General features: G+C 36.4%; 20 protein-coding genes. All 20 read left to right on the forward strand.

Annotated elements, in window-relative coordinates:
• Positions 1–5: 5 nt before the first annotated feature.
• The 20 genes from BUW93_RS05595 (at position 6) to BUW93_RS05690 (ending at position 19,576) form a co-directional block, all read left to right on the forward strand.
• Entirely contained in the window at positions 6–1,454 is a 1,449-nt protein-coding gene (locus tag BUW93_RS05595) for an MBOAT family O-acyltransferase (protein ID WP_081210002.1), read from the forward strand.
• 3 nt (positions 1,455–1,457) lie between these two features.
• The gene (locus BUW93_RS05600) at positions 1,458–2,360 is read left to right on the forward strand and encodes a hypothetical protein (protein WP_081210004.1); all 903 of its coding nucleotides are present in this window, start codon (positions 1,458–1,460) and stop codon (positions 2,358–2,360) included.
• Between the two features lie 312 nt (positions 2,361–2,672).
• Entirely contained in the window at positions 2,673–3,350 is a 678-nt protein-coding gene (locus BUW93_RS05605) for a sulfotransferase (RefSeq protein WP_081210006.1), read from the forward strand.
• Positions 3,351–3,515: 165 nt separating this feature from the next.
• Positions 3,516–4,514, forward strand: a complete 999-nt coding sequence (locus BUW93_RS05610) for an SDR family oxidoreductase (RefSeq protein WP_081210008.1) — start codon at positions 3,516–3,518, stop codon at positions 4,512–4,514.
• Between the two features lie 126 nt (positions 4,515–4,640).
• A complete protein-coding gene (locus BUW93_RS05615) occupies positions 4,641–5,927 on the forward strand; it encodes a nucleotide sugar dehydrogenase (RefSeq protein WP_081210010.1) in 1,287 nt (428 codons plus the stop codon).
• A 90-nt stretch (positions 5,928–6,017) separates the two neighbouring features.
• On the forward strand, positions 6,018–6,365 hold the full coding sequence (locus tag BUW93_RS05620) for a four helix bundle protein (RefSeq protein WP_081210012.1): 348 nt from the start codon (positions 6,018–6,020) through the stop codon (positions 6,363–6,365).
• Positions 6,366–6,573: 208 nt separating this feature from the next.
• Positions 6,574–7,971, forward strand: a complete 1,398-nt coding sequence (locus BUW93_RS05625) for a UDP-glucose 6-dehydrogenase (protein WP_081210014.1) — start codon at positions 6,574–6,576, stop codon at positions 7,969–7,971.
• A 203-nt stretch (positions 7,972–8,174) separates the two neighbouring features.
• Complete coding sequence (gene cysQ, locus BUW93_RS05630) at positions 8,175–8,975, forward strand: 3'(2'),5'-bisphosphate nucleotidase CysQ (protein ID WP_081210016.1); 801 nt, start codon at positions 8,175–8,177, stop codon at positions 8,973–8,975.
• Positions 8,968–9,426 (forward strand): DUF2061 domain-containing protein, encoded by a 459-nt coding sequence (locus tag BUW93_RS05635; RefSeq protein WP_081210018.1) that lies wholly within the window; start codon positions 8,968–8,970, stop codon positions 9,424–9,426. Before cysQ ends, BUW93_RS05635 begins: the two co-directional genes overlap by 8 nt.
• Positions 9,423–10,013 (forward strand): adenylyl-sulfate kinase, encoded by a 591-nt coding sequence (cysC, locus tag BUW93_RS05640; RefSeq protein WP_081210020.1) that lies wholly within the window; start codon positions 9,423–9,425, stop codon positions 10,011–10,013. Before BUW93_RS05635 ends, cysC begins: the two co-directional genes overlap by 4 nt.
• Positions 10,013–10,918 (forward strand): sulfate adenylyltransferase subunit CysD, encoded by a 906-nt coding sequence (gene cysD, locus BUW93_RS05645; RefSeq protein ID WP_081210022.1) that lies wholly within the window; start codon positions 10,013–10,015, stop codon positions 10,916–10,918. Before cysC ends, cysD begins: the two co-directional genes overlap by 1 nt.
• Before the next feature lie 56 nt (positions 10,919–10,974).
• Entirely contained in the window at positions 10,975–11,328 is a 354-nt protein-coding gene (locus tag BUW93_RS05650; protein WP_081210239.1) for a four helix bundle protein, read from the forward strand.
• An 83-nt stretch (positions 11,329–11,411) separates the two neighbouring features.
• Complete coding sequence (locus BUW93_RS05655; protein ID WP_081210024.1) at positions 11,412–12,668, forward strand: sulfate adenylyltransferase subunit 1; 1,257 nt, start codon at positions 11,412–11,414, stop codon at positions 12,666–12,668.
• 151 nt (positions 12,669–12,819) lie between these two features.
• Positions 12,820–13,842, forward strand: a complete 1,023-nt coding sequence (locus tag BUW93_RS05660; RefSeq protein ID WP_157893287.1) for an NAD-dependent epimerase — start codon at positions 12,820–12,822, stop codon at positions 13,840–13,842.
• Positions 13,843–13,886: 44 nt separating this feature from the next.
• The gene (locus BUW93_RS05665; protein WP_232778319.1) at positions 13,887–14,180 is read left to right on the forward strand and encodes a GIY-YIG nuclease family protein; all 294 of its coding nucleotides are present in this window, start codon (positions 13,887–13,889) and stop codon (positions 14,178–14,180) included.
• Between the two features lie 16 nt (positions 14,181–14,196).
• The gene (gene rfbB / locus BUW93_RS05670) at positions 14,197–15,252 is read left to right on the forward strand and encodes a dTDP-glucose 4,6-dehydratase (protein WP_081210243.1); all 1,056 of its coding nucleotides are present in this window, start codon (positions 14,197–14,199) and stop codon (positions 15,250–15,252) included.
• Between the two features lie 30 nt (positions 15,253–15,282).
• Positions 15,283–16,149, forward strand: coding sequence for a glucose-1-phosphate thymidylyltransferase RfbA (gene rfbA / locus BUW93_RS05675; RefSeq protein WP_081210028.1), 867 nt, complete (start codon positions 15,283–15,285; stop codon positions 16,147–16,149).
• A 30-nt stretch (positions 16,150–16,179) separates the two neighbouring features.
• Positions 16,180–17,586 carry a lipopolysaccharide biosynthesis protein gene (locus BUW93_RS05680; protein ID WP_232778323.1) on the forward strand — a complete coding sequence of 469 codons (1,407 nt, stop codon included), beginning with the start codon at positions 16,180–16,182 and terminating at the stop codon, positions 17,584–17,586.
• 41 nt (positions 17,587–17,627) lie between these two features.
• Positions 17,628–18,515 (forward strand): sulfotransferase family protein, encoded by an 888-nt coding sequence (locus BUW93_RS05685; protein WP_081210032.1) that lies wholly within the window; start codon positions 17,628–17,630, stop codon positions 18,513–18,515.
• Positions 18,515–19,576 (forward strand): DegT/DnrJ/EryC1/StrS family aminotransferase, encoded by a 1,062-nt coding sequence (locus BUW93_RS05690; RefSeq protein WP_081210034.1) that lies wholly within the window; start codon positions 18,515–18,517, stop codon positions 19,574–19,576. Before BUW93_RS05685 ends, BUW93_RS05690 begins: the two co-directional genes overlap by 1 nt.
• Positions 19,577–19,583 lie beyond the last annotated feature (7 nt).

The following is a 19,583-nucleotide window of genomic DNA, read 5'->3' on the forward strand; positions in this document are numbered from 1 at the left end:
AATGAATGCTTTTTAATTCTCTGGACTTTGCGATCTTTTTGCCGATCGTTTTTATTCTTTACTGGTTTGTATTTAACAAAAGTCTAAAATGGCAAAACTTATTGGTTGCTGTAGCCAGTTATGTCTTCTATGGTTGGTGGGATTGGCGATTTTTGTCATTGATTCTTTTTAGTACTTTAGTAGATTACTTTGTGGGGGTGAGTTTAGGTAAAACCGAAGCCCCAACGAGAAGAAAAGTCTTACTTTGGATAAGTATCCTGGTTAATCTTGGTTTCCTGGGGTTCTTTAAATATTATAATTTCTTTCTAGATAATTTTAAATCTGCTTTTAGTATCGCGGGTTACGAACTAAATGCAAATTCTCTTAATATCATCCTTCCTGTTGGAATTAGTTTTTACACCTTCCAAACTTTGAGTTATACAATAGATGTTTATAAAGACCGGCTTGAACCAACTAAAAATTTCATCTCTTTTGCGGCATTTGTGAGTTTCTTTCCCCAGTTGGTTGCCGGGCCAATTGAAAGAGCCTCCAATCTTCTGCCCCAATTTTATAAGCCGAGAAAATTTGAATACAGCCAGGGAGTTGATGGCATGCGGCAGATTTTGTGGGGACTGTTCAAAAAGGTAGTAATCGCAGATAACTGTGCGGTATATGCCAATCATATTTTTGAAAACTCTGCAGATATGTCTGGGAGTACATTAGCTTTGGGAGCTGTGTTTTTCACTTTTCAGATCTATGGAGATTTCTCCGGGTACTCTGATATTGCCATAGGAACGGCCAGGATTTTTGGATTTAAATTAATGCAAAACTTTGCCTTCCCTTATTTTTCCCGGGATATCGCAGAATTCTGGAGACGTTGGCATATCTCTTTATCTACCTGGTTTAGGGATTATTTGTATATACCACTTGGAGGAAGCCGGGGTGGCACCTGGATGAAGGTAAGAAACACTTTTATAATATTCATGGTAAGCGGTTTCTGGCATGGGGCAAACTGGACTTTTATTGTATGGGGTGCATTGAATGCAGTTTATTTTCTCCCATTACTCCTAACCAATAAAAACCGTCAGAATATGGAGGTAGTAGCCGAGGATTCCTATTTTCCTTCTTTGAAAGAGTTTGGTCAAATGACTTTAACTTTTGGATTGACTGTAATTGCCTGGGTGTTTTTCAGAGCAGAGAATATTGGTCACGCGATAAGTTATTTGGGAGGGATGTTTTCTGAATCTTTATTAAGTATTCCCTATTATGAAGGAATTGGCTATGCAAAATTTCTGATTCCATTGTTGGCAATATTTATATTTATTGAATGGTTAGAAAGAAGGAACCAGTTCGCTTTGGAAAAATTACTCTTAAATCAATCAATATTTATACGTTTAGCGGCTTATTATACGATTGCTTTTTTAATTTTTTATACCGCTGGTGAAGAACAACAATTTATTTATTTCCAATTTTAATAAATGAAAAAGTTTTTAATAAGAATATTGATTATCGGCTTTCCAGTAATTTTTTTCCTTATAATAAGCGAATTAGCATTAAGGAACATTCCTAACGATTATTCATTAAAACGGGAATTCCTAGATGAAAACGCTCAAAATTTAAAAACTCTGGTTTTAGGAAGTTCCCATTTTTATCGAGGAGTTAATCCCCAATTGTTGGAGCAACCAGCATTCAATGCTGCTATGGTTTCACAATCTCTTGATTATGATCTAAAGATATTAGAAAATTACAAAGCGGATTTTAAAAATTTAGAAAAACTGATCATTCCAATCTCCTATTTTTCGCTTTTTGGTTCACTTGAAAATGGAGTTGAAAGTTGGAGAGCACCATATTATAATATTTACTATGGAATAGGAAATCCAATAAAGTTTGAAATTTTGAACAAAAAAGGTAGTCAAACGCTGGCTAAAGTTTTTGATTTTTATTTTAAAGACAATAATTTAATATTGGCTGATTCCCTAGGCTGGGGTCCAAAAAACGTAAATGTCACTTTGGAAGAATTACAGTTTTCCGGCTTGGAAGCAGCTAAAAGACATACCAAAAAAAAATTAAATTTGTTGCCGTTTCAATTAAAAAACCTTGAAAAAATAATTCAGATAGCTAATAAAAATAAATGGGAGGTTTACCTGGTTACTCCGCCAGCATATTATAGTTATGTTGCTAACTTAAATGAAAAGCAACTTGATCTTACTATTAGTTATTGTGAAAAATTAGCTCAGGATTTTGATAATGTATTCTATTATAATTTTCTTCAGATTAATTCTCTCGAACCAAAAGATTTTTACGATGCTGATCATTTAAATAAAGAAGGGGCAAATAAATTTTCCCAAATATTGAATTTTAAAATTCAAAAGAAATTTTAAAACTTAAATCCGGTGGATTCGATATAAGAAAAAAAATAAAGAATCTTTAATTTCTGGATTTTTAATAATTGTTAATATATTTTATTCGTTAATTTATTAAGATAGATAAGGAATAAAAAAGCGCGAAATGCTTTCGATCAATCCTAAATACAAAATAGATCAAGTTAGAAGAGATTTAACATTCAAAGTTAAAATTCAAAAGTTATTATTTGTTTGGAATTGATTTCCAGACTTCTAATAAATAACACTATTTATTTGTGACAGCCAGTTTTAAGTGATAATACTTAACTTTGACTGATTTTAATATTTTATATGCTACGTTCGAGGATTAAAACGATAAATAATTATTTTCGGGTTTACAACAAACCAAAAGTGTTTGGAATTGGTGCAAATAAAACCGGAACCACTTCCTTAAAAACGGCTATGGCTGACTTGGGTTTTATAATTGGTTCTCAGAAAAAAGCTGAGAATTTTTTATATGACTGGGGTAAGCGAGATTTTCACAGAATTATAAAGTATTGTTATTCGGCACAATTCTTCCAGGATATTCCATTTAGTTTACCCTATACCTACATTATTCTGGATCATAAATTTCCGGGAAGTAAATTTATATTGACAATAAGAAATGACTCCGAGGAATGGTATGAATCTTTAATTAAATACCATTCAATAAAGTGGGGTTCAAAAGAGAAAATCTCGGATATGAAGAAATTAAAGGCATCTTTAAACAGAACCCAGAGATGGGCCTGGGAGGCTTTGGAGATTGCCTGTAATGTTGCCGAGGATGATCCCTACAATAAAGAACACCTTATACATTATTATGAAAATCATAATAGAAATGTGAAAGAGTATTTTAGATATAGACCTGCGGACCTTCTTATTCTCAATCCTTCGGAGTCAGATGCAATGACAAAACTCTCTATCTTTCTTGAGTTAGATTCCCTCGGGAAGACCTTTCCTAAGGTGAATGTCACAAAGGATTTGGAGTAAAATAGCATTGATTTAACGTCAAACAAAAAATAAACAGTAGACCGTATACCTTAAAGTTTTAATCTCGCTCCTAACCTTTTTAAAGCTTTAAGGTTTCTTTAGTAAACCTGAAACTTATAAATTCTATCTTTGCGGCTGTTAAAATGTTAAAATTCCCAATTATACATGATCGACTTTCCAACCGATAAAATTGCCGGTAAAAATGTATTAGTAACGGGTGGAGCCGGGTTCATTGGTTCCAATTTATGTGAAACTCTCCTTAGCCTTGACGCTAAAGTAATTTGTCTGGATAATTTTGCCACCGGACATCGCCACAACCTCGAAGCCTTTAAGGATAATCCCGATTTCACCCTTATAGAAGGAGATATCCGCGATCTTGAAACCTGTAAAAAAGCTTGTGAAAGAGTGGATTATGTACTTCACCAGGCGGCTTTAGGTTCGGTGCCTCGATCTATAAATGATCCCATTACCAGTAACGAAGTAAATATTTCTGGTTTCCTGAATATGCTGGTTGCAGCAAGGGACGCCGGGGTTAAACGTTTTGTATATGCTGCCAGTTCTTCAACATACGGAGATTCAGAAAAACTTCCCAAGATCGAAGATGAAATCGGGAAACCCCTCTCTCCTTATGCCATTACTAAATATGTAAATGAATTATATGCAGATATCTTTCAGAAGGCATATGATTTTGATACTATAGGGCTAAGATATTTTAATGTATTCGGAAGAAAACAAGATCCCAACGGGGCTTATGCCGCGGTTATTCCCAAATTTGTGATGCAGTTTATGCAACATGAGAGTCCTGTTATTAATGGAGATGGTACCTATTCCCGTGACTTTACCTATATAGACAATGTGCTTCAAATGAACCTGCTTGCAATGACCAGTGAGAACCCGGAGGCGGTTAATGAAGTATATAATACGGCAGTAGGAGACAGGACCAACCTGGTAGAGCTCACACAATTACTCAAAAAATACCTTTCGGAATATGATGCTGAAATAGCAAAGCTGGAAGTGAAACACGGACCTAACCGGCCCGGAGATATTCCACACTCTCTTGCTTCAGTTGAAAAGGCTGAGAAACTTCTTGGTTATAAGCCAAGTCATAAAATTGAAGATGGGATAAAGGAAGCGATATCTTGGTATTGGAATAATTTAAAGTAAAGTAGTAATGAAGTGAAGGAGTGACGAAGTATAAGTGTAACCTAGACAACGAGTTTTCTTTTAATCACTTTTTTACAGGTTCACAGCGTCACATGCTCACAATAAAGCGAAAAAACGAAATAATAAATGAACAATATTAAAATTGCAGTTATCGGTTTAGGCTATGTCGGTCTTCCTCTTGCAAGATTATTTGCTACCAAATATCCGGTGCTAGGCTTTGATATTAATCAAGCACGGGTTAAAGAATTAATGACTGGTCACGATTCTACTTTGGAAGTAGAGGATGATGTATTACAATCGGCTTTAGTTCAAAAGGTAGAATTGAAAAACGGGAATGGTTTATACTGCTCCGCCGATCTTGAAGATATAGCAGATTGTAATTATTATATCATCACGGTTCCAACTCCTGTTGATAAAAATAATCGCCCTGATCTTACTCCGCTTTACAAGTCCAGCGAGACTGTGGGGAAAGTTCTTAAGAAAGGAGATGTGGTAATCTATGAATCCACAGTTTATCCCGGAGTAACTGAGGATGAATGTGTACCTGTTCTGGAGAAAGCCAGTGGATTGAAGTTCAACGAAGACTTTTTCGTTGGCTATTCTCCTGAAAGAATTAATCCTGGAGATAAAGAGCATACCGTAGATAAAATATTAAAAGTTACTGCTGGTTCTACTCCGGAAATAGGAAAGAAAGTCAACCAGCTGTATGCAGAAGTGATTACTGCAGGTACTCATTTGGCACCAACTATTAAAGTAGCCGAAGCTGCTAAAGTCATAGAGAATTCACAGAGGGATATTAATATAGCCTTCGTAAACGAACTCGCCAAGATCTTTAATATGATGGGGATAGATACCCAGGATGTGCTTGAGGCAGCCGGAACCAAATGGAACTTTTTGCCATTCAAGCCCGGTTTAGTTGGTGGACATTGCATTGGCGTAGACCCATATTACCTGGCACAGAAAGCCCAGGAGATAGGCTACCACCCGGAGATCATTCTCGCCGGTCGAAGAATGAATGACTCCATGGGGCAATATGTGGCTTCAGAAGTTGTTAAGCTTATGTTGCAGAACGATCAGAAGGTGAAAGGCGCTAATATTCTTGTAATGGGAATTACCTTTAAAGAGAATTGTCCCGATGTAAGAAATACTAAGGTGGTAGATGTAATAAAAAACCTTAAGGAATATGGTACCAATGTGACCATTTATGATCCACTTGCGAATCCCGAGGAGGTGAAGCATGAATATGGTTTAGAGACAACTCGTGAATTATCTGATGAGAAATACGATGCTGTTGTACTTGCAGTAGCTCATAAAGAATTTTTAGATCTTGACCTGGAAAAGTTGAAGAATGGAAGTACCGTGGTGTATGATGTGAAGGGGGTCCTTGGGGATAGGTGTGATAAGAAGTTGTAATCTGGTGACGTTGTGAAGGAGTGATGCGGTGACCATGTGAACGAGTAATGATGGGATGAAGTTTTGAATTTATAACTATAACCTTGTTTAATGAAATCACACAAAGATTTAACCGTTTACAAGAAAAGTGTTGATTTGGTTGTTGATATTTATCAAATAAGTCGGAGTTTTCCAGAGGTGGAAAAATTCGGATTGACGGGGCAGATTAGAAGAGCCTCCGTTTCAGTTTCATCTAATATTGCGGAAGGTGCGGCTAGAAGTAGTAAAAAGGAATTTATCAGGTTTCTTTATATTTCATTAGGTTCTGTGGCAGAGATAGAAACTCAACTTGAGATTGCTTCTAGATTAGATTTTATTAAAGAGAATCCGAAAGTTGCGGAGAAAATAATATATATCAGGAGAATGATCCTGAAATTAATACAAAGTTTGAAAGAGTAAAGAAGTGATGTAGTGACGCTGTAAAAAATTAATGTTGTTAAAAAGTAAAGGTGAGGTAGTTTGAGAAAGTTGTTTGTATTGAACCTTGAAATCCACCAATATATAAGAATTATAGGGTTAAAAATGGTTACAAAATAACAGCATCACATGGTTACTTCGTTACTGCATTACAAGAAACCATTACCTGATAAAAAGATATAATATACAAATGACACAAATAAAAAATATATGTTGCATCGGCGCCGGTTACGTAGGAGGGCCAACAATGGCGGTGATCGCGCAAAAATGCCCTGAGATCGAGGTTACCGTTGTAGATATTAACGAAGAAAGGATTGCTGCCTGGAATGATGAAGATGTAGAGAACATTCCAATTTATGAGCCCGGACTATCGGCTGTGGTTAAAGAGGCTAGAGGTAGAAACCTTTTCTTTTCAACTAATGTTGACGCGGCTATAGATAAGGCCGATATGATCTTTATTTCGGTGAATACCCCGACTAAAACTTATGGAATTGGAAAAGGTATGGCCGCTGATCTTAAATTTATCGAACTCTGTGCCCGTCAAATTGCACGGGTTTCTAGGACCGATAAAATTGTAGTTGAAAAATCTACCTTACCTGTACGTACCGCCGAAGCTTTAAAGAATATATTGGATAATACCGGAAACGGGGTGAACTATCAGATCCTTTCCAACCCTGAGTTTTTAGCTGAAGGAACTGCAGTGGATGACCTTGTTAACCCGGATAGAGTGCTTATAGGTGGAGATATAGATACCGAAAGAGGAAAAGATGCAGTTGAGGCTTTGGTAGATGTTTATGCACATTGGGTGCCAAGAGAGAGATTACTTACTACAAATGTTTGGTCTTCGGAACTTTCCAAACTAACGGCTAATGCTTTTCTTGCGCAGCGGGTTTCCAGTATCAATGCGATGAGCGAATTATGTGAGAAAACCGGAGCTGATGTGAATGAAGTGGCTAAAGCAGTAGGAATGGATTCCCGGATTGGTCCAAAATTCTTAAAATCCTCCGTTGGTTTTGGAGGGTCCTGTTTCCAAAAGGATATCCTAAACCTGGTTTATATATCAAAATCTTTCGGTTTAAATGAGGTAGCCGATTACTGGGAGCAGGTAATTCTGATGAATGATCATCAAAAAAGAAGGTTTGCAGCAAAGATGGTACAGACCTTATTTAATACTGTTTCAGGAAAGAAGATCGCTTTACTGGGCTGGGCCTTTAAGAAAGACACTAACGATACCCGGGAGTCTGCAGCGATTTACGTGGCAGACTATTTGTTGAATGAGCAGGCAGAAATTGTGGTGTACGATCCAAAAGTTAAAACAGAGCAGATCTATGCTGACCTGGATTATCTCAACACCCGGACTTCAGAAGAAAACCGTACCAGGGTTAAGGTGGTGGATACACCGTATGAAGCCACAAAAGATGCTCATGCAGTGACCTTATTAACAGAATGGGATGAGTTTATGGAATTGGACTGGAAGAGAATCTATGATGAGATGCTAAAACCAGCCTTCCTTTTTGATGGGCGCAGGTTACTTGAAAGAAAGACCAAGGAAGAAATTGGATTTGAATTTTATGCGATTGGGAGTTGATATAGTTGGGAAGGAGTGATGGAGATGGGAGGTGAACTTTGTGACAAAAGGATGTTGTGAATTAATGAGGCGGTATTATTTAGACTGGAATACTGATTGTCTGTGAGAAGAATTAAATTGCTGTTAAATCAGTTATGAAAGTTGTCCATTTTTAAAAACATTGCGAGTTTTGGCGATTAATCTGGGCCCCAAAAGAATATATTATGAAGGATACTTATAAAACCGCTGTTAAAGCAGCGGTTGAAGGAGGAATTAGAATTATGGAAATCTACGAAAATGAAGATTTTCAGGTGGAATCAAAGTCGGATGATTCTCCATTGACACTAGCCGATAACGAGGCAAATGATATTATAAATTCCTTTTTGGTGCCTACCGGTATACCTATTATCAGCGAAGAAAACAAGCAACTTGAATTTTCAGAAAGAAAAGACTGGCAGGAATGCTGGATCGTTGATCCTTTAGACGGGACCAAAGAGTTCATCAAGAGAAACGGGGAGTTCACTGTTAATATCGCCTTGATTCGAAATAATGTCCCGGTTTTTGGAGTGATATACGTACCTGCAAAGAAAGACTTGTATATCGGTGATGTAGAGAATCAGAAAAGCTTTAAAACCAGTTTGGTTGCCGAAGAAAATTTGGACGTGGAGAACCTGGCCCTTACCGAAATTGCTCCATCAGAAACTAAAACTGAAATTCGTGTGGTTGGAAGTCGCTCTCATATGAATCAGGATACTCTGGAATATATAGAGAATCTAAAAAGCAAATACAATAAAGAAGTAGAGATAGTATCAAAAGGCAGTTCTTTAAAGTTTTGCCTGGTGGCTGAAGGTAAGGCCGATGTTTACCCAAGATTTGCTCCAACCATGGAATGGGATACCGCTGCGGGGCAGGCAATCTGCAATGCAGTAGGTTTATCTGTTATTGACAGGCAAACCGCTGAACCCATGAAATATAACCGGGAAAATTTATTGAATAATTACTTTTTGGTTTCCAGGCTTGGCTAAATCCTACAAAAGACATATCGCCAAAAGTGTCACCTGGAGAATTATTGGAACTCTGGATACCATGCTTTTGGCTTGGTTGATATCCGGCAACCCGTTAACGGGTTTGAAAATTGGAGCGGCTGAGGTAGTCACAAAAATGTTCTTATATTATCTGCATGAGCGGGTATGGTTCAGGATTAGAGCCGGAATCACTAAAAACGGTGACAGTAAGAAAAGGCACCTGGCAAAAACCGTTACCTGGAGGCTGGTAGGTACCCTGGATACTATGATTCTGGCCTGGGCAATTTCCGGAGACCCTATGGTAGGCTTACAAGTGGGTGGAGCTGAAGTGGTAACCAAAATGATATTATATTATTTGCACGAGCGCGCCTGGTATAAGATCGATTATGGTCTGAAACAACGAAGAAAAAGAATTAAAAAAGAAAAACAATTACAGGAACAGGAAATATGAATAATTTAGTCTCCCATAAGTTTGAAATTAGTCGTCAGGTAAGAAATAAAAGAAACGGACATAAAAGTTTTGTGATCTGGTTTCTGGGCCTATCCGGATCGGGGAAATCTACGCTGGCAAATAAGGTGGAAGAGAAATTGTTTCAACAGGGCATTAACACTTATTCCCTTGATGGAGATAATATTCGCCAGGGGCTGAATAAGAACCTTGGATTTTCAAGAGAAGACAGACACGAGAATTTAAGAAGAATTGCTGAGGTAGCTAAATTATTTGTCGATAACGGGAATGTAGTAATTGCATCTTTTATTACGCCCATGGAGTCAGATAGAAATTCAATAAAAGAAATAATAGGGGAGGATGAATTTGTAGAGGTCTTTGTCAATACTTCTGTGGAGGAGTGTGAAAGAAGGGATGTAAAAGGATTGTATAAGAAAGCCAGAAGCGGAGAAATCAAGAATTTTACCGGGATAGATGCTCCATTTGAAAAACCTGTAAAACCTGCGATAGAAATTAAAACTGAAGAAGAAGCTCCTGAACACGCCGTTGAGCGAATTATGGAAGTTCTTCAGGATAAACTGAAATTATAATGAGTAAGTATTATTTAAATTATTTAGACGAATTAGAGTCGGAAGCCATCTATATTTTAAGAGAGGTTTGGGCCCAGTTTGAAAACCCTGTGATCCTTTTTTCCGGCGGAAAAGATAGTATTTTGGTAACCCACCTTGCAAAGAAAGCTTTTTACCCCAGTAAGATCCCTTTTGCCCTGATGCACGTAGATACCGGACATAACTTTCCGGAAACTATAGAGTTTAGGGATGATCTAATTGATAAACTTGGTGTAAAGCTTATTGTCGGTTCTGTACAGGAATCAATAGATAAAGGCCGTGTTGCAGAAGAGAAAGGCAAAAATGCCACCAGAAACGCTTTGCAAATTACGACCTTGCTTGATGCTATTGAAACTAATAAAGTAGATTGTGCTATTGGCGGCGGAAGGAGAGATGAAGAAAAAGCGCGTGCGAAAGAACGCTTTTTTAGTCATAGGGATGATTTTGGACAATGGGATCCAAAAAATCAACGTCCTGAATTATGGAACCTTTTAAACGGAAAGCATTTTGAAGGGGAACACTTCAGGGCTTTTCCTATTAGTAACTGGACCGAGATGGATGTGTGGAATTACATAAAGCGTGAGAATATTAGTATTCCGTCTCTGTATTTCGCACATGAAAGAGAAGTGGTCTTCAGAAGTAATTCCTGGATTCCGGTTTCAGAATATTTGAAGTTAGAGGAAGGAGAGAAAATAGAGAAAAAGAAAATTAGGTTTAGGACGCTGGGAGATATTACGATCACCGGCGGGATAGAATCTGATGCTGATAATTTGGAAAAAATTGTTCAGGAAGTCTCTGCAATGCGTAAAACAGAAAGGGGAGATCGTTCTGATGATAAAAGGAGTGAAACAGCGATGGAGGATAGGAAAAAGCAGGGATATTTTTAATATGGGGCTTTAGGCTTTATGCCATAAGCTGTATGCCTTCGCAACTACCGTCAATAATGAGAGATTTTAAGAAATATGATGTTTGGAAGTTAAGTCATGAATTGACTTTGCATGTATATAAAATAACTTCTTCTTTCCCTAATTCAGAGAGATATCAGTTAGTTTCTCAAATGCAGCGGGCTGCTTATTCAATACCTTCGAATTTCAGTGAAGGTTGTGGAAGGGGTTCAGACAAAGACTTTAACAGATTTGTACAAATTTTTCTAGGTTCAGCTCATGAATTAGAATACTTTTTCATATTGAGTAAAGACTTAAAACTTATAGATGAAAATACATTTAGGATTTGTTTTGAGGAAGTAAATGAAATAAAGAAAAAATTGTTCAGATTGAGTCAGAAATTACATTGCTAATTTATGATATAAAAACTTTAATCGACAACTAAAATACATTTTTGGCCTAAAGCATAAAGCCTGAGGCCTAAAGCATAAAAAACATGGAGATAAATAACAACCAACTATTACGATTCACCACAGCAGGCTCAGTAGACGACGGAAAAAGTACATTAATAGGCCGGCTTTTATTCGACTCGAAGTCTATATTTGAAGATCAACTGGATTCTGTGAGCAAGACCAGTGAAAAGAAGGGACACGACGGGGTGGACCTCGCACTTTTCACCGATGGACTAAAGGATGAAAGAGAGCAGGGGATTACCATTGATGTAGCCTACCGGTATTTTACCACGCCAAAGCGAAAATTTATAATTGCCGATACCCCGGGGCATATTCAGTATACGCGTAATATGGTGACCGGAGCTTCTACCGCTAATGCGGCGGTGATTCTTATCGATGCCCGTCACGGCGTGATCGAGCAAACCAAGAGACACTCTTTTATCGCCTCTTTGTTGAATATCCCCCACCTCATTGTTTGCATTAACAAGATGGATTTGGTGGATTATTCTGAAGAAGTTTATAACAACATTATCGGGCAGTTTGAGGAATTCTCCTCGAAGCTATTGATGAAAGATGTTCGTTTTATCCCCATTAGCGCATTACTTGGAGATAATGTGGTAAATCGCTCCGAAAACATGAAGTGGTATCAGAACGGCACTTTACTTAGTACTTTGGAAAATCTCCATATAAGCAGTGATATCAATAAAATTGATGCTCGTTTCCCTGTACAGACTGTATTAAGACCACAAAGTGAGGAATTCAGAGATTATAGGGGTTATGCCGGAAGGATTGCCAGTGGGATTTACCGGGTTGGTGATGAAGTAGCTGTACTGCCTTCAGGATTTACCTCTAAGATAAAGTCGATCAATGCGGGAGAGGAGGAAGTTGAAGAAGCTTATGCCCCCATGTCTGTATCGATTACTTTAGAAGATGATATAGATGTAAGCCGGGGAGATATGATCGTTAAGAAGAACAACCAACCGGAGCAAGAACAGGAGTTTGATGTAATGCTTTGCTGGTTGAACAATGATGCTATAAAACCCCGTGCAAAATATACCATAATGCATACCTCAAATGAAGAAAGGGCGATGATAAAAGAGGTAGTATACAAAATGGATATCAATACCTTTGAACGTGATAGCGAAGATTCTAAACTGGAAATGAACGATATCGCCAGGGTAAAAATAAGAACCACCAGGAGGTTAATGCTGGATTCTTACAGAGATAACAGAAATACCGGAAGTATTATTTTAATAGATGAAAACACTAACGAAACCGTTGCGGCGGGAATGATTGTGTAAACGCGAATTGTCGCGAATTCTAGCGAATTGCACGGATTAAAGTGTTTACTGTTATACTCATATTTAAATATTGTTGGGATTATATTAAGATTAATTTAGGGTTTAGAACTATAGAGAAAACCTACTTTTGAAATCTAAAATGGAGACTTCTTTGGAAAATAGAAAAATTCTAGTTACTGGTGCTGCAGGATTTATCGGATACCACTTATGCGAAAAATTAATTGCTGAAGGCTGGAAAGTTATTGGTTTGGATAATATCAATGATTATTACGATCCTCAACTGAAATTTGATAGGTTGAAAGAGTTAGGAATTAAAGAACAGGATGCTAAAAAATATAATTCAGTTTGCCATAGTAATCTTAATAGTTTTCAATTTGTACGTTTAAACCTGGAAGACCGGGAGGAGTTGCCTAAAATTTTTGAAAATCACAAATTCGAAAAGGTGGTTAATTTAGCTGCTCAGGCTGGAGTTCGTTACAGTATTGAAAACCCTGAAGCTTATATCGACAGCAATATTATTGGTTTCGCCAATTTACTGGAGTGCTGTAGAAATTATGGAATTCAGCATTTGATTTATGCCAGTAGCTCGAGTGTTTATGGGCAAAATAAGAAGGTGCCGTTTTCTACTGAGGACGCTGTAGATCACCCAATCAGCCTATATGCTGCTACAAAGAAAAGCAATGAGTTAATGGCCTTTACTTATAGTCATTTATATGGTTTTAAAACAACCGGTTTAAGGTTTTTTACCGTATACGGGCCCTGGGGGCGACCTGATATGGCTATGTTTTTATTTACGGATGCCATAATGAATGGGCGTCCGATTAAAATATTTAATGAAGGGAATCAGGAAAGGGACTTCACATATATAGATGATATAGTTGATGGGGTATATAAAGTCATAAGTCAGGATAATAATCAAAGTTACTCTCTTTATAACATAGGAAACAGCAAGCCGGTAAATTTAATGCGGTTTATAGAAGAAATTGAAAAACAAACTAAAACACCGGCAAAAAAAGAATTTCTTCCTGCGCAACCGGGAGATGTTACTCGTACCTGGGCTGATGTGGAAGCCCTAAGGAGTAAATTTGGCTATGCTACTTCTGTTGATATTGAAAATGGGGTTAAACAATTTATAGACTGGTATAAAACATATTATTTAGAAGAGCATGGATAAAAGATCTATTTTAATTACCGGTGGAGCCGGATTTAACCCGTGAAATGATGATAAATCAGTTAGGTAAATATTTTTATGTTTATATTCTTCAAAGCCTAAAGGACAAAAAGAAATATACAGGTTTAACTAGTGATTTATCATCAAGATTTGAGGCTCATCAAAAGGGAATGGTAACGTCTACTAAGTATCGTAGACCACTAAAATTGATTTATTTTGAAGGTTGTATCTCAAGATCGGATGCGATAAAGAGAGAAAAGTATTTAAAAACACATTACGGAAAAATGTATTTGGGAAATCGCCTCAAATCTTATTTCACAGGTCAGGATGAAAATAAATAATAATATAAAGGATAAAATGGAAAACAGAAGAATCCTAATTACCGGAGGAGCCGGGTTTATCGGTTCTCATGTTGTCCGACTTTTTGTGAATAAATACCCAGCTTATAATATCTATAACCTGGATGTACTTACCTATGCGGGAAACCTGGAGAATTTACGGGATATTGAGGAAGCAGAAAATTATAAATTTTTAAAAGCCGATATAAATGATGCTGTAAAAATTGACAGCCTTTTTGAGGAATATAAATTTGATTCTGTTATTCATCTTGCCGCAGAATCCCATGTAGATCGTTCCATTACCGATCCACTTGCTTTTGTAAAAACCAATGTGATAGGGACTTTAAATTTAATGAATGCCGCCAGGAAATTCTGGAAGGATAATTTTAATGATAAATTGTTCTATCACATCAGTACCGATGAAGTTTACGGAAGCTTAGGAAAGGCGGGATTATTTACAGAAAACACTTCCTACGATCCAAATTCCCCGTATTCTGCCTCTAAAGCAAGTTCAGATCATTTCGTTCGGGCCTACGGAGAAACTTACAGTCTTCCCTATATTATTTCTAATTGTTCTAATAATTACGGTCCCAACCAATTCCCCGAGAAGCTTATTCCTTTGTTTATTCATAATATCGTGAATAATAAACCCCTCCCTGTTTATGGAGATGGCAGGTATACCAGGGACTGGCTTTTCGTAAAAAACCATGCTGAAGCCATAGATCTTGCATTTCATAAAGGACAGCATAAGGAAACCTATAATATTGGTGGTTTTAATGAATGGCAAAATATTGATCTTATCCATTTGCTATGCCAAATTATGGATAGAAAATTGAATCGAAAAGAAGGGGAATCTGCCAGGTTAATCACTTATGTAAAAGACAGGCCCGGGCATGATAAGCGTTATGCTATAGATGCTAGCAAGATTAATAAAGAGCTTGGGTGGAAGCCTTCCGTCACTTTTGAAGAAGGGCTTGAAAAAACCATTGATTGGTATCTGGAGAATAAAACCTGGTTGGATAATGTTACCAGTGGTAATTATAAAGACTATTATAAAAAACAATATTCGCGTTAATTCGCTTAAATCAGTGAAATTCGAGAAGACATGAAGGGAATAATATTAGCAGGAGGAAGTGGAACAAGGTTATATCCAATTACCATAGCAGTAAGTAAACAATTACTGCCGGTATATGATAAACCTATGATTTACTATCCGCTTTCCGTATTGATGCTGGCCGGAATTAAGGATATCTTGTTCATAACCACTCCTCATGACCAGGAAGCCTTTAAAAAATTGTTAGGAGATGGTTCCCATTTAGGTTGCAATTTTGAGTATGAAGTACAGGAAGAACCAAATGGATTGGCAGAAGCTTTTATAATTGGTGAAGAATTTATAGGAAATGAGAAAGTAGCCCTTGTTTTAGGAGATAATATTTTTTACGGAAATGGTTTGGGGAGTTTGCTAAGAAGCAAAATAAATATCGAGGGTGCAGCAATTTTCGCCTATCCGGTTAAAGATCCGAAGCGTTATGGAGTTGTAGAATTTGATGAAGATAAAAAGGCCATCAGTATAGAGGAAAAACCTACGAAACCAAAATCCAAATTCGCAGTGCCAGGCCTCTACTTTTATGATAATAGGGTGGTGGAATATGCAAAAAATGTAAAACCTTCTGCACGTGGTGAGAAAGAGATTACTGCCATTAACGATATGTACCTCCAAGCCGGTGAATTAGAAGTTGGTGTTATGACCAGAGGTATGAGTTGGTTTGATACGGGTACGGTAGAATCCCTGGATGACGCTACAGAGTTTATCAGAGTATTGCAAAACAGGCAAAGTACTATGATAGGTTGTATTGAAGAGGTTGCATATCAACGAAGGTTTATTTCTAAAAATGAGCTCAATGATTTATCTAATAGATATGGAAAATCTAAATACGGAGCTTATCTTACTGAGATTGCTAAATCAATTTAAATGTCCCTAAGAAAACAGGCCACTGCGGGGATGGTATGGACTTTTGCTCAGCAGTTTGGAAACCAAATAATTGGTTTTATTATTTCAATGGTATTAGCCCGGCTACTTATGCCGGAAGAGTTTGGGTTAATAGGTATGATTGCTGTTTTCGTTTCGGTGGGAAAGGTTTTAGTGGATTCCGGATTAACCCAATCTCTGATCCGTACAAAAGATCCCGATCAGGGTGATTTTTCTACTGTTTTTTATTTTAACCTGGTTACCAGTATTTTGATATATGGGATAATTTATTTTAGTGCTCCTTTAATTGCTTCTTTTTATGAGCAGAATATTTTAACCAATATAATAAGATTATACTGTATTATTTTTATCATCGATGCCTTTTCCACGGTGCAAAGAACGCGGATGACTAAAAGATTGGATTTTAAAACCCAAACTATAGTAAGTATTCCTTCCACAATATTAGGAGGGGTGGTAGGTTTAAGTATGGCTTATTCAGGATATGGAGTTTGGAGTTTGGTATGGAGTAATATAAGTTCCTCTTTTTTAAGTTCAATACAGTTTTGGATTTATTCTAAATGGACTCCTGACTTAAAATTTAGTGCTCAGAAATTTAAGGACCATTTTAATTTTGGATATAAGCTCATGTTTTCGAGTTTATTAGAGAAAGTTTTTAGCAATATTTATTTAATAGTTATTGGTAAGTATTTCTCTGCCGGGCAGGTTGGTTTTTATACACGGGCAGAGACTATGAAACAATTACCCGTAAGAAATATTTCAAGTGCTTTAGGTAAAGTAACCTATCCGCTTTTTGCTTCCATTCAGGATGATAATGTTCGGCTTAAGAGGGTTTATAAACAATTAATGCAAATAGTTGTATTTGTAATTGCTCCAACGCTTATATTTTTAGCAATACTTGCGGAACCAATATTTGTGTTTTTATTTACTGAAAAATGGTTACCGGCAGTACCTTTTTTTCAAATATTATGTATAACAGGAATTTTGTATCCAATTCATTCTTATAATCTTAATGTTTTAAAAGTTAAAGGAAGAAGCGACCTGGTTTTAAAACTTTCTGTATATAAAAAGATTCTTACTGTAATAGGCATTGTAATAGGTATACAGTTTGGGATATTTGGTTTATTGTATGCCCAGATAATATTATCATTTCTTGTTTTTTTTATTAATGCATATTATACCGAAAAATTTATTAATTATCCCGCATTTGAGCAGATAAAGGATATAGTACCAATTATTTTACTTGCTCTAATTGGGGGGGCGGCAGTTTATGGTTTAGATCAGTTTATTATTGATCAAACTAATTTTATAAGAATTACCCTTGGGATATTATTGGGTACTCTAACTTATTTGGTTTTCAGCTACTTAATAAAACTGGATGGACTGGTTAAATTAGTTGAATTAATCAGGAAAAGGAATTAATGCTTCTTTAATATTGTTCAGGAAGATTAAAAATCATTTAAATGCAAAAATTAAAACAAAAAATTAAAAACTTTAAGTTGAGAATTACTGTTATTCAAGGTAGCATATTAAATTATTTGAATATCAAACCTTACCAGAAAGTTAATACTTTTATAGTTGGAACCCAAAAAGGGGGTACTTCTGCACTGTTTAACTACCTTGAAAAGTCACCTGAAGTTACCGGAGGCTATAAAAAAGAAATAGGCTTTTTTTCGAAGGAACAAATTTTTAGACTTGGGACATATTGGTATGAGAAACAATTCTCAAAGTCCAAAAAGGCCGCCAAGATCTTTTTAGATGCCAGTCCGGAATATTTATATCATCCATCTGTTCCGGAAAAAATTTATGATTATAATCCCGAGGCCAAAATTATAATCTTATTAAGAAATCCAATCTCAAGAGCATTTTCACATTATAATATGTTCAAGAATATTCATAGTCTTCCTGAAGATAAAAAAGAAATACTTATTAGAAAGTTTAATAAGTCAGATGGAAAATCAATGATACCGTTAATAAATAATGAATATTTTCCGGATTTCATGGATTTAATCAAACAAGAGGTTGAAAATGTTAATAGCTTAGAGCCATCATTTATTCGTCGTGGTTATTATTATGAACAAATAAAAAGATATATTGATCTATTTCCCAATGAGCAGATCTTGATCTTAGAAAGCTCAACCTTAAGGGAAAATAAAAAAGCTACCTTAACAAATATTTGTTCTTTTTTAAATATTTCGTTAAAATTTCTTGATCATCAAGAATACGAAAATAAACATGTCGGAAAGTATTCTGAGAAAATGAGGCCGGAAGAAGAAAAATATTTACGAGATCATTATAAAGAACATAATGAAAAACTTTTTCAATTACTAAATAAAAGATTTGACTGGTAATGATTCCTGTAACCAAAACATTTTTTCCGCCTCTAGAAGATTATCAAGAACACCTTAAACGAATTTGGAAGAACCAATGGTTAACAAATAGGGGTAAACTGGTAAAAGAACTAGAAGCTAATTTGAAAACCGAATTGGGAGTCCCAAATATAACCTTAACAACTAATGGGACCCTGCCCATTCAGATAGCTTTGAAAGTGTTAGCTAAAGGAGGAGAGGTGATCACCACCCCGTTTAGTTATGTGGCTACAACCTCTGCTATCGTTTGGGAAAATTGCACCCCCATCTTTGTGGATATCCATCCGGAGTACCTTACTATTGATGAAACAAAAATTGAGGCAGCTATTACTGAGAAGACTACGGCAATACTTGCCACTCATGTTTTTGGAAACCCCTGTAATCTTGAGGAAATTGAACGCATTGCCCAAAAGCACGGTTTAAAAGTGATCTATGATGCAGCTCACTGTTATGGAGTGAAATATAAAGGAGAAAGTTTGTTTAATTATGGAGATGTAAGCACTTGTAGTTTTCACGCCACTAAATTATTTCATACCGGGGAAGGCGGTGCCATATTTTGCCAGAATAAAGAACTAAACCATAAGCTATTCTATAGTCATAATTTTGGTCATAACGGGCCGGAAGATTTTCACGGGGTTGGGATCAATGCTAAGATGAGTGAGCTACAGGCTGCGATGGGGTTAAGTGTTTTGCCATATATGGAAGGTATTTTGGAAGCACGTAAAGAAATTGTAAGCTTTTACGACGATCACCTGGACTTCACTAAAGTTCGAAAATTGAAACTCCGAGAGGATACCGATTGGAATTACAGTTATTACCCAATTATTTTTGAAACTGAGCAGCAACTTTTAAAAGTTCAGAAAAAATTAAACGAACAAGAGATTTTTCCTAGAAGGTATTTTTATCCTTCCCTGAATACCTTAAATTATACAGGTAAAAGTAAGATGGTTCATTCTGAAAGTATTTCCTCAAGGATTTTATGTTTGCCATTATATAAAGATTTAGATATTTCTCACTTAATTAAAATTTTGGAAATTTTTTAAAAATGAA

Source organism: Salegentibacter sediminis, from assembly GCF_002078605.1.
In the GTDB taxonomy this organism is placed as follows: Bacteria; Bacteroidota; Bacteroidia; order Flavobacteriales; family Flavobacteriaceae; genus Salegentibacter; species Salegentibacter sediminis.

Excerpts from the sequence above, each read along its gene's own strand:
- BUW93_RS05620 (WP_081210012.1), top strand. The coding sequence starts at position 6,018 with ATGAAATCACACAAAGATTTAACCGTTTACAAGAAAAGTGTTGATTTG.
- BUW93_RS05625 (WP_081210014.1), top strand. The coding sequence starts at position 6,574 with ATGACACAAATAAAAAATATATGTTGCATCGGCGCCGGTTACGTAGGA.
- rfbA (WP_081210028.1), top strand. The coding sequence starts at position 15,283 with ATGAAGGGAATAATATTAGCAGGAGGAAGTGGAACAAGGTTATATCCA.
- BUW93_RS05655 (WP_081210024.1), top strand. The coding sequence starts at position 11,412 with ATGGAGATAAATAACAACCAACTATTACGATTCACCACAGCAGGCTCA.
- BUW93_RS05615 (WP_081210010.1), top strand. The coding sequence starts at position 4,641 with ATGAACAATATTAAAATTGCAGTTATCGGTTTAGGCTATGTCGGTCTT.
- cysD (WP_081210022.1), top strand. The coding sequence starts at position 10,013 with ATGAGTAAGTATTATTTAAATTATTTAGACGAATTAGAGTCGGAAGCC.
- BUW93_RS05685 (WP_081210032.1), top strand. The coding sequence starts at position 17,628 with ATGCAAAAATTAAAACAAAAAATTAAAAACTTTAAGTTGAGAATTACT.
- cysC (WP_081210020.1), top strand. The coding sequence starts at position 9,423 with ATGAATAATTTAGTCTCCCATAAGTTTGAAATTAGTCGTCAGGTAAGA.
- BUW93_RS05595 (WP_081210002.1), top strand. The coding sequence starts at position 6 with ATGCTTTTTAATTCTCTGGACTTTGCGATCTTTTTGCCGATCGTTTTT.
- BUW93_RS05680 (WP_232778323.1), top strand. The coding sequence starts at position 16,180 with ATGGTATGGACTTTTGCTCAGCAGTTTGGAAACCAAATAATTGGTTTT.
- BUW93_RS05650 (WP_081210239.1), top strand. The coding sequence starts at position 10,975 with ATGAGAGATTTTAAGAAATATGATGTTTGGAAGTTAAGTCATGAATTG.
- BUW93_RS05610 (WP_081210008.1), top strand. The coding sequence starts at position 3,516 with ATGATCGACTTTCCAACCGATAAAATTGCCGGTAAAAATGTATTAGTA.
- BUW93_RS05605 (WP_081210006.1), top strand. The coding sequence starts at position 2,673 with ATGCTACGTTCGAGGATTAAAACGATAAATAATTATTTTCGGGTTTAC.
- BUW93_RS05690 (WP_081210034.1), top strand. The coding sequence starts at position 18,515 with ATGATTCCTGTAACCAAAACATTTTTTCCGCCTCTAGAAGATTATCAA.
- BUW93_RS05600 (WP_081210004.1), top strand. The coding sequence starts at position 1,458 with ATGAAAAAGTTTTTAATAAGAATATTGATTATCGGCTTTCCAGTAATT.
- rfbB (WP_081210243.1), top strand. The coding sequence starts at position 14,197 with ATGGAAAACAGAAGAATCCTAATTACCGGAGGAGCCGGGTTTATCGGT.
- cysQ (WP_081210016.1), top strand. The coding sequence starts at position 8,175 with ATGAAGGATACTTATAAAACCGCTGTTAAAGCAGCGGTTGAAGGAGGA.
- BUW93_RS05665 (WP_232778319.1), top strand. The coding sequence starts at position 13,887 with ATGATGATAAATCAGTTAGGTAAATATTTTTATGTTTATATTCTTCAA.